Genomic DNA, 15,936 nt, shown 5'->3' on the forward strand with positions numbered 1-15,936 from the left:
TAGCCCTCCGCCGTGGCTTCCAGCCCTCCGGGCTTTCACCGGTCGTCGCTTCAATCGACAAATCTTTGTCGATTGATCGGCCTACGGCCTAGACTTCTTACCCTTCCATTTCCTCGCGCAGCATCTCCAGTTCCAGCCACTCTTCCTCGAGCGCGGCCAGCGTCGCGCGCTCCTTGTCAAGGGCGGCGATGGTCTTCTGGAACGAGGCCGGATCGCGCTCGTAATAAGCGGGGTCGGCGATGTTGTTCTCCAGCCGGGAGATCGATGCGGTCACCGCCTCGATCTTTTTCGGCAAGGATTCCAGGGCGAATTTCTGCTTGAACGACAGTTTTTTCGCGGGCCCCTTCGCCGCTGCCGGTTCACTCTTGCCCGCCGCCGGCGCATCGCTGGCCTCGGCCCTGGCGCGCGCCTTGCGGTCGTCGAGCCTGGTGCCGCCGCGCTGCGCCAGCATATCGGAATAGCCACCGGCATATTCGATCCAGCGACCGCCGCCGTCCGGCGCGATGATGCTTGTGACCGTGCGGTCGAGAAAATCGCGGTCGTGGCTGACCAGGATGACGGTGCCGGCAAAACCGGCGACCAGCTCCTGCAGAAGCTCCAGCGTCTCCATGTCGAGATCGTTGGTCGGCTCATCGAGCACCAGCAGGTTCGCCGGCCGGGCCAGCACGCGCGCCAGGATCAGCCGTGCCCGCTCGCCACCGGAAAGCTCGCGCACCGGCGTGCGCGCCTGCTCCGGCTTGAACAGGAAATCCTTCATGTAGGAGACGACATGGCGCTGCTCGCCATTGATGACGAGGTTCTCGCCGCGCCCGTCGGTCAGATACTGCGCCAGGGTCTCCTGCGGGTCGACGGCCTCGCGCTTCTGATCGAGCGTGGCGATCTCCAGATTGGTGCCGAGCCGAACCGAGCCGGCATCTGGCGCCAGTTCGCCGGTCAGCATCTTCAAAAGCGTCGTCTTGCCGGCGCCGTTCGGTCCGACGAGGCCGACGCGGTCGCCGCGCTGGATGCGGGTGGAGAAGCCCTTGACCACGGTGAGATCGCCGAAGCTCTTCTCGATGTTCTTCGCCTCAATCACCAGCTTGCCGGATTCGGCGGCGTCGCTCGCCACCATGGTCGCGGTGCCTTCGGCGCCGCGATGGCCACGAAAACGCTGGCGCATGGTCTGCAACTCGCCCAACCGGCGCATGTTGCGCTTGCGCCGCGCCGTCACGCCATAGCGCAGCCAGTGCTCCTCGCGCACGATCTGGCGGCCGAGCTTGTGCTGCTCGCGCTCTTCCTCTTCCAGCACCAGGTCGCGCCATTCCTCGAAATGACCAAAACCCTTGTCCAGCCTGCGGGTCTGGCCGCGATCGAGCCAGACGGTGGCCCGCGAGACGCGTTCGAGAAAACGGCGGTCGTGCGAAATCACGATCAGCGCCGAGGAGGTGCGGACAAGCTCCTCTTCCAGCCATTCGATGACCGAAAGATCGAGATGATTAGTCGGCTCATCAAGAAGCAGAATGTCGGGCTCGGGCGCCATGACGCGGGCAAGGGCGGCGCGCCTTGCCTCACCGCCGGACAGGTCGCCCGGCCGCTCGTCACCCGTCAGGCCGAGATGCTCCATCAGATAGCTGGCGCGGTAGGGGTCGTCGGCGGGGCCAAGCCCGGCCTCGACATAGGCACGCACCGTGGCGAATCCTTCCATGTCTGGCATTTGCGGCAGATAGCGGACGGTCGCCGAGGGCTGGCGGAAGACCTCGCCATCCTGCGGCTCGATCAGGCCGGCGGCGATCTTGAGCAATGTCGACTTGCCCGAACCGTTGCGGCCGACGAGGGCGATCTTGTCGCCGGCCGAAGCGGTCAAGGCGGCGCCATCGAGCAGCGGCGTGCCGCCGAACGTCAGTCTTATCCCGTCGAGATTGAGGAGGGGCGGGGCCATGTCAGCTTTCGGGCAAGGGATGGGGATGAGCGAGCAGCAGCGCGCGGCCGTGGCCGAGCGCGATTTCGAGGCGGCGGCCGGTCTTGTCGAACTTGACCTCGTTGGAAATGGTCAGCGACGAGCCGAAGGCGACCTCGACCTGGTTGAGCGGCCATTTGGCGCCGGTGACGGTCAGGCCGGCAAGTTCGGAAAAACCGAGGATCGAAAACAGCGTGCCGTCGGTATAATCGAAGCCGGCCTTTCCCAACAGCAAGGGGACACCTTCCTGGGCGCCGCTGGTCAGCAGCACCTCCGTTCCGGCCTCGGCCAGGCGCAGGGCGAGCGCCAGATGCAGGAAGGCGTGGTCGGCGCGCTTGCCGCCGAACGCGCCGGCCAGCACAAGGCGGGTCGCGCCGCGCTCGAGCGCGGCGGCGATCGCCAGTTCGCCGTCGGTCTTGTCCTTCTCCGCCGGGAAGGTCTGGCGAGGCACCGAAGCGAGGTCGGCGGGCAGATCGGCGGGAACAGAATCGAAATCGCCCACCCATAGTTCAGGCACAAGGCCGAGCAGTCGGGCATGGCCGATGCCGGCGTCCGCGGCGATGACGCGCGAGCCTTCGACCTGCCGGTCGAGCCGGGGCGTGCGGATGAGATCGCCGCCAAGCAGGATGGTGAATGTGCTCATATCCGGTGGCCTGTACCAGCCCGGCAGCTGAAACGGAAGGCCGGCAAACTGCCACTTGCGTGGTTCGCCGACCGGGCCTATGTGTCGAAACGCTCTAACGGGGTGCCGGACGCGATCTTCGCGGACCGGCTGAGAGGCAATCTCGCCAACCCGCTGAACCTGATCCGGTTTGTACCGGCGGAGGGATTAGACGTTTCGGACAGTCCGACGCCTCAATTCCTTTCAATTCGAACGAAGGAGGCGCCGATGCGCACGCTTTTATACTCTGTTGTTTCCGCCATGATCATGGCGCTGTCCGGGCCGGCCTTGGCCAAGGACAAGCTCACCGTCTACACCTATGAGAGTTTCACCGCCGACTGGGGGCCAGGTCCGGTGGTGAAGAAGGAATTCGAGGCCGAATGCGGCTGCGACGTCGAGTTCGTCTCGGTCGCCGATGGTGTCGCCCTGCTCAACCGCGTCAAGCTCGAAGGCGCGTCGACCAAGGCCGATATCGTGCTCGGCCTCGACACCAATCTTACCGCCGATGCCAAGGCTAGCGGGTTGTTCGCCCCGCATGGCGCGGTGAGCGATGTCAGCGTGCCGGGCGGCTGGACCGACGACGTTTTTGTTCCCTTCGACTATGGCTATTTCGCGGTTGTCTACGACACGCAGAAGCTGAAGACCCCACCGAAAAGCCTGAAGGAACTGGTCGAAGGCACTGCCGACGACAAGATCGTCATCCAGGATCCGCGCACCTCGACGCCGGGCCTCGGCCTGCTGTTGTGGGTGAAGTCGGTCTATGGCGACAAGGCGCCGGAGGCCTGGGCCAAGCTCAAATCCAAGGTGTTGACCGTGACGCCGGGCTGGAGCGAGGCCTATGGCCTGTTCACCAAGGGCGAGGCGCCGATGGTGCTGTCCTACACGACGTCGCCGGCCTACCATATGGTCGCGGAGAACACTGAGCGCTACCAGGCGGCTTCGTTCGAAGAAGGCGAGTATCTGCAGATCGAGGTCGCCGGCATCACCACTACCGGCGCCAAGAACCCTCTGGCGGAAAAGTTCATGGCCTTCATGACCGGACCGAAATTCCAGGATGCCATCCCGGAGACCAACTGGATGTTCCCCGCCGGCAAGACGGACAAGCCGCTCAACCCGGCCTTCGACAAACTGGTCAAGCCGACCAAGACCTTGCTGTTCAGCCCCGAGGAGGTCGCGGCCAACCGCAAGGCCTGGGTGGATGAATGGCTGGCGGTGATGAGCAAGTAGACGAAGCGATGGCGCCGGCGCGTCCGACCGATCCCCGCGTCGCCGCCGGCGTCATTGCGCTCGCCGCGATCACATTGTTGATCGGCGGCGCGCTCGCCGGACTGCTCGTCGAGGGCGCCCACGACTTCTCGGGCGCCTGGGCGGCCTTCGATGCCTATCTCCTTCGAGTCGTCCGGTTCACGCTCTGGCAGGCCTCGCTGTCGACCCTGCTTTCGGTCGTCCCGGCACTCTTCGTCGCACGTGCCCTGTCGCGGCATCCGCGTTTTCTCGGCCGCGGCTCTATCCTGCGGCTCTTCGCCGTGCCGCTGGCGCTGCCAGCGATCGTTGCGGCTCTCGGCATCCTGGCGCTTTATGGCCGCGCCGGCTATTTCGCCGGCTTGTTCAGCACGATTGGCGGCCAGGGCTGGCCAGGCATTTACGGCCTGTCCGGCATTCTCGTCGCCCATGTCTTCTTCAACCTGCCGCTGGCAACACGGCTGTTCCTCGAGGCGCTGCAGACCATCCCCGCCGACCAATGGCGGCTGGCGAGCCAGCTCGGCATGGCCGCGCCGCCGGCGTTCCGGTTGATCGAATGGCCGACGCTGCGCGCCGCCCTGCCTGGCGTCGCCGGGCTTGTCTTCATGCTCTGCATCACCTCCTTCACCATCGTGCTGACGCTTGGTGGCGGGCCGGCCGCGACGACGCTCGAGGTCGGCATCTACCAGGCGCTCCGCTTCGATTTCGATCCCGCGCGGGCTGTCGCCCTGACAATGCTGCAGATCGCCGTGACCTTCATCGTGGTGCTGGCGCTGACGCGGCTCGGCGCCAACGTCGTCGGCGACACCAACCTGCCGGTCGCACCGCGCCGCTATCTCTCCGTCAACGGTACCGAAGCCGTGTTCAACGCCGGGCTGATCATGCTGGCGCTGCTGTTCGTCGTCGGGCCAATGGCCGCGACCGTGGCGGCCGGCCTGGGCGCCGATCTCGGCCGGCTTGCCGGCGAGGCCACTGTCCGCCAGGCGACATTCACGAGTGCCGTGCTCGCCTTCCTGTCGGCGTTGCTTTCGGTGATGCTGTCGCTGGCGCTGACCATGGCGCGCCGGGCACTGGCGCTGAGCCGCCGTGCCGGCGCAAGGACGCTGCTCGAACATGCAACCGATACCGGCGCGGGCTTTGTCCTGGTCGTGCCGCCCATCGTCATCGGTGCCGGCTGGTTCCTCCTGCTGCGTCATGCCGGCGATGTCTTTGCCATCGCCCCTGTCATGGTCGTCACCGTCAACGCTGTCATGGCGATGCCGTTCGCGCTGCGCGCCGTCCGTCCCGCCTATGACGCAGCGAGCGAGCGTCACGAACGGCTTTGCGCGCAGCTCGGCATTTCCGGCTGGGCCAGGCTGCGGCTGGTCGACTGGCCCTCCCTGCGCCGTCCGCTCGCCACCGCTTTCGCTTTCGCCATGGCGTTGTCGCTCGGCGATCTCGGCGTCATCGCACTGTTCGGCAGTGATTCCGTGCAGACCTTGCCCTACCTTCTGCTGGCGCGCATGGGCAGCTACCGCACCGCGGACGCTGCCGGGCTGGCGCTGTTGCTTGGCCTCGTCTGCCTCGCATTGGTGCTGGCTGCGGACTGGCTGGGAAGGGAGAAGGCCCGCAATGTCTGACGGGGCGATGGGCAGGAGGGGCGTTCCGGTGCGGCTGGACAAGGTCTCGTTCAGCTATGGCGAGGTTCAACTCGCCTTCGATGTCCAATTCGCCGCAGCGGAAATCACCGCCATCATGGGGCCGAGCGGTTCGGGCAAGTCGACGCTGCTCAATCTGGTCGCCGGCTTCGAGACGCCTGGGTCCGGCCATGTGTTGATCGGTGGGGCGGATGTGAGCGCCGCGCCGCCGGCTGCGCGGCCTGTGTCGATGGTGTTCCAGGAAAACAACCTTTTCGCCCATCTTTGCGTCGAGCAGAATGTCGGGCTCGGCCGCTCGCCATCGCTGCGGCTGACCGAAGCCGACCGCGCCGATATCGCCGGGGCGCTTGCCCGCACGGGCCTTGCCGGCAAGGAAAATCGCTTGCCGCGCGAACTCTCCGGCGGCGAGCGCCAGCGCGTTGCCCTGGCGCGCGTTCTGGTGCGCGATCGCCCGGTGCTTCTGCTCGACGAACCCTTTGCTTCGCTCGGGCCGGCCTTGCGCGACGATATGCTCGATCTGGTGGCAGCTGTTCATGATGAACGCCGCATGACGGTGCTGTTCGTCACGCATCAGCCCGAAGACGCCCGCCGGATCGGCCGCAATGTGGTGTTTCTGGACAATGGCACTGTCGCGGCCACCGGCACGGCGGACGATTTCTTTGCCGGGGCTGGTCCCGACGCGTTCCGGCGCTATATCGGTGCGGGTGCCGGGAATGCCGTATCACGGGATATTGCCCGGAAGCGGACATAATTTACGGTCAAACCAGCCTCAGGCGATGGGGCGCTTGCTTGCCATGGCAGAAGTAGTGTGGCTAGGTCCGCCCTACTGGTCCGGCACAAGCCGTGATTTGCCTACAGCATCCGCCGCACGCCTCGAGGGACGCGTGACGGATGCTGTAGAAGTTTGTTTTGCGCATGACAGGTTCCGAGGATCGCCCCCGATTTTCGTGGTCATGCGCCGGGACCTGAAAGGAAGCCGTTCTGGCGATCGGCACTGACAGATCAAGAAGGAATCCGCTGGCGCGCTTCATGACGCTGGCCAGCTTGGCCGTGGCGCTGGCAAGTTGCCAGATGTTCACGCCGCCGGACGTCCAGGAATCCGGCTTCCAGCCATCCGACAAGCCGATCACGGTCGACAATGTCGTCGCCAACAGCAAGCTTGCCGAGATGGCCAAGGCGCAGCATCCGCGCATTCTGGCCACCTATGGCGGCGAGTATTCAGATCCCAAGCTCGAGCGCATGGTCGCCAAGGTGGTCGGCAATCTGACCGTGGTGTCGGCCAACCCGACCCAGACCTATCGCATCACCATCCTCAATTCGCCCAACGTCAACGCCTTCGCGTTACCTGGCGGGTATCTCTACATCACGCGCGGTCTGCTGGCGCTGGCCAACGATTCGTCCGAACTCGCCGCCGTCATCGCGCATGAGATGGGCCATGTCACCGCCAATCACGGCCTGCAACGCCAGCAGCTCGAGGCCGAGGAGGGCTTGGCGACCAAGGTGGTCTCGGATGTGCTGGGCGACAGCCCGACCGCCAAGGCGGCACTGATCCGCGGCAAACTCCGGCTGGCGCAGTTCTCGCGCAATCAGGAACTGGAGGCCGACGCCATCGGCATCAAGTCGATCGGCGAAGCCGGCTATGATCCTTATGCCGCCGGCCGCTTCCTGCAGTCCATGTCGGCCTATACCGATTTCCGCTCGATATCAGGCGCCACCGACGCCAGCCTCGACTTCCTGGCGACGCATCCGAACACGCCGCAGCGCATCGACCTGGCGCAACGCCATGCCCGCCAGTTCGGCGCGCCCGGCGTCGGCACGCGCGACCGCGATTCCTTTCTGGCCGGCATAGACGGGCTGCTCTATGGCGACACGCCGGAAGAAGGCTATGTGCGCGGCGAGACCTTCCTGCATCCGGGCCTGGGCGTGTCGTTCACGGTGCCGGACGGTTTCATCATCGACAATTCGGCGGCAGCGGTGACGGCGACCGGGCCAGGCGACATCGCGATCCGCTTCGACGGCGTTTCGATCGACAAGAACCGAGCTTTGACCGACTATATCAGAAGCGGCTGGGTGGCCGGCCTCGACGACAGCAGCGTCAAGCAGGAAACCATCAACGGCAACGAGGCCGCGACCGCGCATGCCGGCGCCGAAGGCTGGCAGTTCGACATCGCGGTGATCCGCGCCGGCGGCCAGGTCTACCGGCTGCTGACCGCGGCACCCTCGGCCAGCACCTCACTGGAGACGGTGGCGCGTTCTGTCAGCGGTTCGTTCCGTATCCTCAGTCCTGCCGAAAAGGCGGCCTTGAAGCCGCTGCACATCCGCGTGCTCACCGTGCAGCCCGGGCAGACCATGGGCTCGCTCGCCGCGCAGATGGTGGGCGTCGACCGCAAGCTTGACCTGTTCCGGGTGCTGAATGCGCTGTCGCCGGGTGCCGCGGTTTCGGCCGGCGACAAGGTCAAGATCGTCACCGACAAGTAAGTCGGTGCCGGCGTTCAGCCGGCTGCGGAACAATCAGCTTCGACACTGCCTGTTCGGACGGTGCGGCCATGGCGTTGCTGTCGTCATCCGGGATTGCCGCCACCGCCGGTGTTGGAGTCGTGGTCGCCGCTATTGCCGCCACGCCAGGGTGCTGATCCGGTTTCCCCTGGCACAATCGGAACCCTTGGCTTGGCGATCTTCGGCGGCGGCGCTTTTGGCACAGGTGTACGGATCAGCTTTATCTTCGTGATGATTTTCGTCACCACCTTAGGCGTACACGCCGCGACCGTCACCGTGCTTCGCTTGGGCGTAAGACCGAGAATGCCCATCGAATAAGCCTCTTGCCGTTCGATGCCGGCCTTGAGGAAAGCCAGAGCACGGGCCGGATCGGCGGGCACTCCATTGCGGCCTTCGTTGAAGATCATCGCAAGATCATTCATGGCGCTGATATTCCCCATCGCTGCTGCCGTGAGCATGAGGTCAAGCCCTTTGCCGGTATCGCGCTGGACGCCGACGCCATTGAACAGGGCGTGGCCCCACGCATTCATGGCGTAGGGGTCCCCCCTGTCGGACGCCTGCGAATAGAAGCCATTCCCTTGGGTGGCATTCACGACCACCCCTATTCCCGAGGAGGCGAGGTGGCCGAGTTCGTAGATGGCGCGGACGTGTCCCTTGTCGGATGCCTCCTGGATAGCCTTCCTGGCCTCGTCGATGTTGCCGGCGACCAGCAGCGCCCGCCCGAGTTGATAACGGAAGCGGGCGATATCGGGATAGGCTTTCACCGCCGCCTCGCAGGCGCCGACCGCGCCGTCCGCGATCTCGTTCTCTAACCGGCCGGAGACGACGCCTTGCGGATCGAGCGGCTCGCCGGCGGCCTGGTCGCAGGGGTCTACGCTGGGAGACAGCTTCATCGTCGCCCGTTTCGATGCGTTGCCGGCGCGTATCTGAAAGTCAATTTCGACGGGAGCCGCCGAGCCGATCTGAGGCTCGTAGCGCAATTGGCCGACCTCAGCAGCCATCAGGCTCGACTGCGGCGACAGGACGCGATCCGGCAGGGACAGCGTTCCAACTGCCGGATAGCCCGCGAGTTTGAGGCTGATCGGGTCATTCCTGGCCGGAAAATCCAGCTTCAGCGCAACCGGACCGACGCCGACCGGGATATTGATGTCACGATTATCGAGAGCTTCGGCGGCAGTGGCGACCTGGATTCCGCGCTCCACCACCTGCTGGTTTTGCTGGGCGTCGGGCGCCGGCAGCGCCGGTTGCCCCGGCGCGCGCATTAGCACGACGTCATCGATCAGCGAGGAGTTCTCCCACGGAACCTGCCTGCCATTGGTCGCCTTGACCACATCCCGGCGCACGGCGGCCATGACGGATTGGATTTCCTGGTTCGGCGCCAGGGCGCGGCGGGAAAAGGCGGATGAGAAGGGGCTAAGATCGCCGGACCCGTCATAAGCGACGGCTCCGGGCTCGGTGGCAAACGCAATCAGTGCATTCTGCGAGCCTGTTACCTGCGCCAGCCCGGTCCCGCCGGAGACGATCAATTGGTCGCGCAGCCAGTAGTCCTTGCGCGGGAACGGATCGTTGCGGCAGGCATCGAGGATGATCACCTGGATCTTCGACTTAGTGCGCAATTGCTGCAGCACGTCGTTGAGTCTGATCGTCTGGACCTCCATGTCGGCCGCATCCGTCAACGACGCGTCAACCGGGATCAGGAAATTCTCGCCGCCGATCTGAAAGCCATGGCCGGAATAATAGACGACGGCGAGATCGGCGCCGTTGGCGGCGGCTAGATAGTTGCGGAACTTCTCTTCGAATTGGAGCTTGGTCACATCCTTGGCGACGAACACGTCGAAACCGGCCTGCCGGAACGTATTCGAAACGTCCTCAGCGTCCTTGTCCGGATTCTTGAGCGCCGGGATTTCCCGATACTGCGAATTGCCGATCACGAGTGCAATCCTTCGATCGGCGCGAGCGTCGAATGTGGAGAGGCTCACGAGGATCAAGGCAGCAAGGAACGCGTAGCGCCTTAGCATGGCAAAACCCACCTTTGTTACGGTCTGGTAGCCAGAAAGGGCTTTTTGCCATGATTTTCTCTGTTAGAGAAATCACATTCCACATCTCTAAATATGTCACCGAGAGGGTTACATATTTTATTTGAGATAAATCTGATATTTTTGCTCTTGTGTCTCTGTTTTACCGTCAGGCGGCTGTCGCCATGAATTCCGGGTTCTGCTTGACCAGCGCAACCTTGAGTTTCTCCATGGCGCGGGCCTCGATCTGGCGGACGCGTTCCTTGGAAATGCCGAGCGTCTCGCCGAGTGCTTCGAGCGTGGCGCCGTCGTCGTTCAGCCGGCGTTCCTCGATGATCCTGAGTTCGCGCGCGTTCAGCGCATGAAGCGCCTCTTTCAGCCAAAGCGAGCGGCGCGCGACGTCGATCTTGTCGCCGACGATCTCGTCGGGCAGGGGGTCGTCCGACACTAGAAAATCCATTCGCTCGGTAGCGCCCGTATCGTCTGCGAGCGGCGCGTTCAATGAGGAGTCGGGCGCCGACAGCCGCGAATCCATCATCGCCACATCGGCCTCGGAGACGCCAAGCGCCACCGACACCTCCCGGTAGAGGGTTGTGTTGGAGAGCGGCTCTGGGCCATTTGCCAGCCGGGCACGCAACCGCCGCAGGTTGAAGAACAGGGCTTTCTGCGCCGAACTGGTGCCACCGCGCACGATCGACCAGTTGCGCAGGATGTAATCCTGCATCGAGGCGCGGATCCACCACGTCGCATAGGTCGAAAACCGCACTTCGCGCTCGGGCTCGAAACGGGCGGCGGCTTCCAGCAGGCCGACATGACCTTCCTGTATCAGGTCGCCAAGCGGCAGGCCGTAGTGGCGGAATTTCGAGGCCATTGAAATGACCAGCCGCATATGGGCGACGGTGATGCTGTGCAACGCGTTCTGGTCGTTGTCGTCTTTCCAGAGCAAGGCAAGCCGATGTTCCTCGTCGCGTTCGAGGTAGGGAGCCTTCATTGCCGCGCGGACCATGATCCGTCCTGCCGTGTCTTCCATCATGAGGCGCTCCCTGGCTCAGGCGATATGACTGACGTTACGAACTTGGCGGGGGACCGGTTGAAATCGCGGCATCGCGCCCTAGAACAGCCAAAACTGCCATGCGCGGGAAAGGTTCCGCTGGCGCGGGCAGGCGGGTGATGCCGTCCGGGCGATTTCGATGAAGTTGCCAGAGGCGTTCAAGCGCTGCAAAAAATCGCTTTTGGAGAATTTGGTTTCTGGACTTCTTTGTTTTTGAAATCTGGTTCCTTATTCTTTTGCCTCTCATCTGTCATTTTCCAACCCTCACAACAGGCCGGATATCAGGCCAAGGACGGGATCACAAAAAGATGAAATGGCTCAAGTCGCTTATCGTAGCCGGAACGCTGCAGGCCCTGGCGGTCACGGCAGGCCATGCCGGCGCCAACCTCGACCAGATCAAGCAGGCCGGCGTGTTCAAGGTCGGCACGGAAGGCACCTATGCGCCGTTCACCTACCATGACGCTTCCGGCGCCCTAGTCGGCTTCGATGTCGAGATCGCCAAGGCGATTGCCGACAAGCTCGGCGTCAAGGCCGAATTCCTCGAAGGCAAGTGGGACGGACTGATCGCCGGGCTCGACGTCAGCCGTTATGACGCCGTCATCAACGAGGTCGGCATCACCGACGCGCGCAAGGCCAAGTATGATTTCTCCGATCCCTACATCGCCTCCAAGGCGGTGCTGATCGTGCGCGGCGACAACACCGACATCAAGACCTTCGCCGATCTCAAAGGCAAGAAGTCAGCCCAGTCGCTGACCTCGAACTTCGGCAAGCTGGCCGAGTCCAACGGTGCGGAGCTGGTCGGCACCGACGGCTTCGACCAGTCGATCCAGCTGCTTTTGACCGGCCGCGCCGACGCCACCATCAATGACAGCCTGTCGTTTCTCGACTTCAAGAAGCACAAGCCCGACGCCAATGTGAAGATCGCCGCGCAAGAGGACAACGCCGACTATTCCGGTGTCATCGTGCGCAAGGGCGACCCGGAACTGGTCGCCGCCATCAACAAGGCGCTGGCCGATATCAAGGCTGACGGAACTTATCAGAAGATCGCCGACACCTATTTCGGCCAGGACGTTTCGAAGTAGGCTTTTCGAGGGCGGGCCGGTTCCGGCCCCGCAGCGTATCCAGCGGCGAGCGTCTTTGACGGCTCGCCGCTTTTGTCGTGATATGGCTGACGCATTCGCATTTCGACGACGCGGTTTCGACTAAAGCGCGTCGCGTCGAAACGGATTGATACGACGCGCTTTAGGTCTTTGTTTACGCATGTCGGTTCCCCAAGACCGAGGTCACTTTTGGGCGACTTGCACTAATCCGGAGGGTCTTTCGTGCCGCACTGGCTGCAACTGATGCTGGAGTCGCTGCCTTCGCTGCTCTGGGCCGCTTTGATCTTCACCGTGCCGTTGACGCTGTTGTCCTTCGTCCTTGGCTTGACGGTTGGCCTGGGTGCAGCGCTCGGCCGGCTATTCGGACCAAAGCCGGTGGTCATGCTGGTGCGCTTCTATGTCTGGATCTTTCGCGGCACGCCGCTTCTGGTGCAGCTGTTCCTGATCTTCTACGGCCTGCCATCGGTCGGCATCCTGCTCGACGCTTTTACCGCGGCGCTGATCGGCTTCACGCTCAACATCGGTGCCTACACGTCGGAAATCATCCGCGCGGCCATCGGCTCGGTACCGAAAGGCCAGTGGGAGGCCGCCTATTCGATCGGCATGACCTGGAGCCAGGCGATGCGGCGCACCATCCTTCCGCAAGCCGGACGGGTCGCGGTGCCGCCACTCTCCAACACCTTCATCTCGCTGGTCAAGGACACGTCGCTAGCCGCCGCCATCACCGTGCCGGAAATGTTCCAGGCTGCGCAGCGCATCGTCGCCACCACCTACGAGCCGTTGATCCTCTATGTCGAGGCGGCGATCCTCTATCTGGCGCTGAGCTCGGTGCTGTCGGCCTTGCAGACGCGGCTGGAAACCCGGCTCAACCGCTATGGCGGCTTCCTGGAGGCGCGCGCATGATCGGCCTCGGCAACATCGAAAAACGCTTCGGTGACAATCTCGTGCTGAAGGGCGTGACCGTCGCCATCGCCGAAGGCAGCGTCACCGCCCTTGTCGGCCCTTCGGGCGGCGGAAAAAGCACGCTCTTGCGCTGCATCAATCTCTTGGAGATTCCGACCTCGGGCACGGTGCGGATCGGCGACGAGATGCTCGAGTTCCGCCCGGGGGGCAAAGTGCCGGCCGGGGATATCAGGCGGTTACGCCTGCAGACCGGCATGGTGTTCCAGAATTTCCAGCTGTTCCCGCACCGGACCGCGATCGAGAATGTCATGGAAGGCCTGGTCACAGTGCTGAAGTGGTCGCCCGAGAGGGCTCGCGAGCGGGCGCTCGCCTTGCTGGAAAAGGTCGGGATGGCGCATAAGGCCGATGCCTGGCCGGCGACGCTGTCGGGTGGCCAGCAGCAACGCGTGGCGATCGCCCGGGCTCTCGCCCCGTCGCCGAAGGTGCTGCTGTGCGACGAACCGACCTCGGCGCTCGATCCGGAACTGGCGCAAGAAGTGGTCGATGTGCTTGGCAAGCTCGCCAGCGAAGGCACGACCATGGTGATGGCGACGCATGACCTGCGGCTTGCCTCCAAGATCGCTCAGGAAGCGGTGTTCCTCGATGCCGGCGTCATTGTCGAGCAGGGGCCGTCGGCCACTTTGTTCGGCAACCCGGAGCGTGAACGGACCAAGCGCTTCATCGCGACGCTGAAGCAGGAAGCCGAGAAGGAGAGCGGCGGTCAGGCTTAGATTAATGCATGTCGCCCAGAAGTGACCTCGGTTCTGGGAGAACGACATGCATAAAAACAAAGACCTAAAGCGCGCCGCATGCATCCGTTTCGACGCGACGCGCTTTAGGTGCGACCCTTGCTTGTCCGAGCAACAAAAAACCCGGCGCGAGGCCGGGTTTTTCAAATTCAAATTCGAAAGCGCTCAGGCGGCTTCTTCCTGCTCGGCTTCCTCATTGTCGGCCTTGGCGCCACGCTTAGGGCCCTTGTTGAGGTTGACCTCGATCAGGCGCACAGCTTCGGTTTCCGACATGCGGTTAACGGCCGCGATCTCGCGGGCCATGCGGTCGAGCGCCGCCTCATAGAGCTGACGCTCGGAATAGGACTGCTCCGGCTGGTTGTCGGCGCGGTAGAGGTCGCGCACGACTTCCGAGATCGAGATCAGGTCACCCGAATTGATCTTGGCATCGTATTCCTGGGCGCGGCGCGACCACATGGTGCGCTTGACGCGGGCACGGCCCTGCACGACCTTCAGCGCGCGCTCGACATAATCCTCTTCCGACAGCTTGCGCATGCCGATAGAGGTCGCCTTGGCGACCGGCACCTTCAGGCGCATCTTGTCCTTCTGGAAGTCGATGACAAACAGTTCCAACTTGTGACCAGCCACTTCCTGCTCGTCGATCGACACGATCTGGCCGACGCCGTGCGCCGGATAGACGATGTACTCGCCGGTCTTGAAGCCGTGACGCGCACCGGTGGACTTCTTCTGCGGGGTGATCGTTGCCATTACGCCCTGAACTCCTTGTTGTGGGCCGGCGGCGGTGCCGGCTGAACTCGTGCGATCGGGGTCACCGACCGTTAGCCGCACAACAGATGAACCCACCGGAAAAGCCGGGACCGGCAAACCGCATGATTGCGATCGCCTGGCCCAGATCGCTCTGGTCCGGAATGGGTTTCTCACCTTTCAGTGATTTGGGGCGTCTGCGCCATAAATCGACGTTGTGTCACCGGCATGTTTCGCTGATGTAACACAAAAAGTCGGAAGAATCAAGGTTTTGCTGAGTTCGCGAAGGCCACAGGTCAGCGCCGCCTGTCAAGGCGGATAATCCCGCGCGCCTGTTACGCAACGTCATACAAGCCTTTACGGCCGTATTGTCAATCGCCTTCGCCGGGTTCGGCGGAGAAGTATTTCTCGAACTTGCCGGCCTCGCCATCGAAGGTCTTGGCGTCTGCCGGCGGCTCCTTCTTGGCGGTGATGTTGGGCCATTTCTCGGCGTATTCGGTGTTGATCTGGAGCCATTTGTCGAGGCCGGGCTCGGTGTCGGGCTTGATAGCGTCGGCGGGGCATTCGGGCTCGCAGACGCCACAGTCGATGCACTCGTCGGGATGGATGACGAGCATGTTTTCGCCTTCATAGAAACAGTCGACCGGACAGACCTCGATGCAGTCCATATATTTGCATTTGATGCAATTGTCGGTCACGACATAGGTCATCGATCGGCTCCGGGACGTCCCAGCTTGAATGGGCCAGTTTTGTTGGGCTTTTTCCGTGAGGTAACGCCTTTGTCAGTCGCTTGCAAGGGTTGCCATGCCTGGCGGCCTCGGCGTTTCCGGAATGGAATTCCAAGCGGCAAGCGCTCCAAGGATGCGTGATGTCGAGTGGAGCGCGTTGTTTGCCGGGTTCTGTTCTGTCCCGCATCCGCATCTTGTGCCACATTGCCCAGCCGCGTTACGAGCGGCAAGCCTTACTCTTCGCCAAGCAAGCGGTCGGTCTGGCGGCGTTCTCTCTTGGTCGGACGGCCGCTGCCGGCCTCGCGCAGGGCAGGGATAGCGTCGGGAAGCGCCTCGCCCTTCGGCGTGGGCGGCGGCGACATGTCCTCATACAGGGTGCGGGCTTCCTCCGCCGGGCCACGCCGCACACCGGTGCCGAGCACTTTCCAGACGAAGATACGCCGGTCGAGCGTGATGGTCAGCACGTCGCCCGGCTTGACCAGATCGGAGGCCTGCGCTGCTTTGTCGCGATTGATGCGCACGCGTCCGGCGACGACCAGTTTGGCCGCCAGCGAACGCGATTTCACCGCGCGCGAGAAGAACAGCCATTTGTCGATGCGCTGGCGGCCTTCAGCAACCATCGAACGAACCGAGCT

Annotated in this window: 14 protein-coding genes and 1 riboswitch; of the genes, 7 read left to right on the plus strand and 7 right to left on the minus strand. The window is 63.4% G+C overall.

Translation table 11 applies throughout. The features are described from left to right. Positions 1-97: 97 nt before the first annotated feature. Positions 98-1,918, minus strand: a complete 1,821-nt coding sequence (locus A3AU_RS0116720) for an ABC-F family ATP-binding cassette domain-containing protein (protein ID WP_027053877.1) — start codon at positions 1,916-1,918, stop codon at positions 98-100. A gap of 1 nt (position 1,919) precedes the next feature. After that, positions 1,920-2,579, minus strand: coding sequence for a thiamine diphosphokinase (locus tag A3AU_RS0116725; protein WP_027053878.1), 660 nt, complete (start codon positions 2,577-2,579; stop codon positions 1,920-1,922). Between the two features lie 88 nt (positions 2,580-2,667). Continuing rightward, positions 2,668-2,782, plus strand: a riboswitch (TPP riboswitch). Between the two features lie 43 nt (positions 2,783-2,825). Between A3AU_RS0116725 and thiB the strand changes: the two genes are divergently transcribed. From thiB to A3AU_RS0116745, 4 genes are all read left to right on the plus strand, one after another. Beyond that, positions 2,826-3,824: a thiamine ABC transporter substrate binding subunit gene (thiB, locus tag A3AU_RS0116730; RefSeq protein ID WP_027053879.1), complete on the plus strand. Its 999-nt coding sequence runs from the start codon at positions 2,826-2,828 to the stop codon at positions 3,822-3,824. A gap of 8 nt (positions 3,825-3,832) precedes the next feature. Beyond that, positions 3,833-5,458: a thiamine/thiamine pyrophosphate ABC transporter permease gene (thiP, locus tag A3AU_RS0116735; protein ID WP_027053880.1), complete on the plus strand. Its 1,626-nt coding sequence runs from the start codon at positions 3,833-3,835 to the stop codon at positions 5,456-5,458. After that, on the plus strand, positions 5,451-6,227 hold the full coding sequence (gene thiQ / locus A3AU_RS0116740; protein WP_032917539.1) for a thiamine ABC transporter ATP-binding protein: 777 nt from the start codon (positions 5,451-5,453) through the stop codon (positions 6,225-6,227). Before thiP ends, thiQ begins: the two co-directional genes overlap by 8 nt. Before the next feature lie 278 nt (positions 6,228-6,505). Next, positions 6,506-7,954 (plus strand): M48 family metalloprotease, encoded by a 1,449-nt coding sequence (locus A3AU_RS0116745; RefSeq protein ID WP_032917541.1) that lies wholly within the window; start codon positions 6,506-6,508, stop codon positions 7,952-7,954. 83 nt (positions 7,955-8,037) lie between these two features. Here the strand turns inward: A3AU_RS0116745 and A3AU_RS01000000135600 are convergent, their stop codons facing one another. Together A3AU_RS01000000135600 and A3AU_RS0116755 are read right to left on the minus strand one after the other, a co-directional pair. Beyond that, positions 8,038-9,990 carry a caspase family protein gene (locus tag A3AU_RS01000000135600; protein ID WP_051355389.1) on the minus strand — a complete coding sequence of 651 codons (1,953 nt, stop codon included), beginning with the start codon at positions 9,988-9,990 and terminating at the stop codon, positions 8,038-8,040. Between the two features lie 166 nt (positions 9,991-10,156). After that, positions 10,157-11,020 carry an RNA polymerase factor sigma-32 gene (locus A3AU_RS0116755; RefSeq protein WP_027053883.1) on the minus strand — a complete coding sequence of 288 codons (864 nt, stop codon included), beginning with the start codon at positions 11,018-11,020 and terminating at the stop codon, positions 10,157-10,159. 326 nt (positions 11,021-11,346) lie between these two features. On the opposite strand from A3AU_RS0116755, the gene A3AU_RS0116760 reads away from it, so the two are divergent. From A3AU_RS0116760 to A3AU_RS0116770, 3 genes are all read left to right on the plus strand, one after another. Next, positions 11,347-12,120 carry an amino acid ABC transporter substrate-binding protein gene (locus A3AU_RS0116760; protein ID WP_027053884.1) on the plus strand — a complete coding sequence of 258 codons (774 nt, stop codon included), beginning with the start codon at positions 11,347-11,349 and terminating at the stop codon, positions 12,118-12,120. Between the two features lie 240 nt (positions 12,121-12,360). Then, complete coding sequence (locus A3AU_RS0116765) at positions 12,361-13,041, plus strand: amino acid ABC transporter permease (RefSeq protein ID WP_027053885.1); 681 nt, start codon at positions 12,361-12,363, stop codon at positions 13,039-13,041. After that, complete coding sequence (locus A3AU_RS0116770) at positions 13,038-13,811, plus strand: amino acid ABC transporter ATP-binding protein (protein ID WP_027053886.1); 774 nt, start codon at positions 13,038-13,040, stop codon at positions 13,809-13,811. Before A3AU_RS0116765 ends, A3AU_RS0116770 begins: the two co-directional genes overlap by 4 nt. Before the next feature lie 183 nt (positions 13,812-13,994). On the opposite strand, the gene A3AU_RS0116775 is transcribed toward A3AU_RS0116770, so the two are convergent. From A3AU_RS0116775 to A3AU_RS0116785, 3 genes are all read right to left on the minus strand, one after another. Then, positions 13,995-14,576, minus strand: coding sequence for a CarD family transcriptional regulator (locus A3AU_RS0116775; protein ID WP_010911999.1), 582 nt, complete (start codon positions 14,574-14,576; stop codon positions 13,995-13,997). 368 nt (positions 14,577-14,944) lie between these two features. Further along, positions 14,945-15,283 (minus strand): ferredoxin FdxA, encoded by a 339-nt coding sequence (gene fdxA / locus A3AU_RS0116780; protein ID WP_008873823.1) that lies wholly within the window; start codon positions 15,281-15,283, stop codon positions 14,945-14,947. 251 nt (positions 15,284-15,534) lie between these two features. Continuing rightward, positions 15,535-15,921 (minus strand): RNA-binding S4 domain-containing protein, encoded by a 387-nt coding sequence (locus tag A3AU_RS0116785; protein WP_027053887.1) that lies wholly within the window; start codon positions 15,919-15,921, stop codon positions 15,535-15,537. Positions 15,922-15,936: the final 15 nt, after the last annotated feature.

Origin of the sequence: Mesorhizobium erdmanii USDA 3471 (assembly GCF_000472705.1) — a bacterium.
GTDB classification, from domain to species: domain Bacteria; phylum Pseudomonadota; class Alphaproteobacteria; order Rhizobiales; family Rhizobiaceae; genus Mesorhizobium; species Mesorhizobium erdmanii.

Bases quoted from the DNA above. Each gene is read 5' to 3' on its own strand.
- fdxA (WP_008873823.1), bottom strand. From the start codon at position 15,283: ATGACCTATGTCGTGACCGACAATTGCATCAAATGCAAATATATGGAC.
- thiQ (WP_032917539.1), top strand. From the start codon at position 5,451: ATGTCTGACGGGGCGATGGGCAGGAGGGGCGTTCCGGTGCGGCTGGAC.
- A3AU_RS0116745 (WP_032917541.1), top strand. From the start codon at position 6,506: ATGACGCTGGCCAGCTTGGCCGTGGCGCTGGCAAGTTGCCAGATGTTC.
- A3AU_RS0116725 (WP_027053878.1), bottom strand. From the start codon at position 2,579: ATGAGCACATTCACCATCCTGCTTGGCGGCGATCTCATCCGCACGCCC.
- A3AU_RS0116720 (WP_027053877.1), bottom strand. From the start codon at position 1,918: ATGGCCCCGCCCCTCCTCAATCTCGACGGGATAAGACTGACGTTCGGC.
- A3AU_RS0116755 (WP_027053883.1), bottom strand. From the start codon at position 11,020: ATGATGGAAGACACGGCAGGACGGATCATGGTCCGCGCGGCAATGAAG.
- thiB (WP_027053879.1), top strand. From the start codon at position 2,826: ATGCGCACGCTTTTATACTCTGTTGTTTCCGCCATGATCATGGCGCTG.
- A3AU_RS01000000135600 (WP_051355389.1), bottom strand. From the start codon at position 9,990: ATGCTAAGGCGCTACGCGTTCCTTGCTGCCTTGATCCTCGTGAGCCTC.
- A3AU_RS0116775 (WP_010911999.1), bottom strand. From the start codon at position 14,576: ATGGCAACGATCACCCCGCAGAAGAAGTCCACCGGTGCGCGTCACGGC.
- A3AU_RS0116760 (WP_027053884.1), top strand. From the start codon at position 11,347: ATGAAATGGCTCAAGTCGCTTATCGTAGCCGGAACGCTGCAGGCCCTG.
- thiP (WP_027053880.1), top strand. From the start codon at position 3,833: ATGGCGCCGGCGCGTCCGACCGATCCCCGCGTCGCCGCCGGCGTCATT.
- A3AU_RS0116785 (WP_027053887.1), bottom strand. From the start codon at position 15,921: ATGGTTGCTGAAGGCCGCCAGCGCATCGACAAATGGCTGTTCTTCTCG.
- A3AU_RS0116770 (WP_027053886.1), top strand. From the start codon at position 13,038: ATGATCGGCCTCGGCAACATCGAAAAACGCTTCGGTGACAATCTCGTG.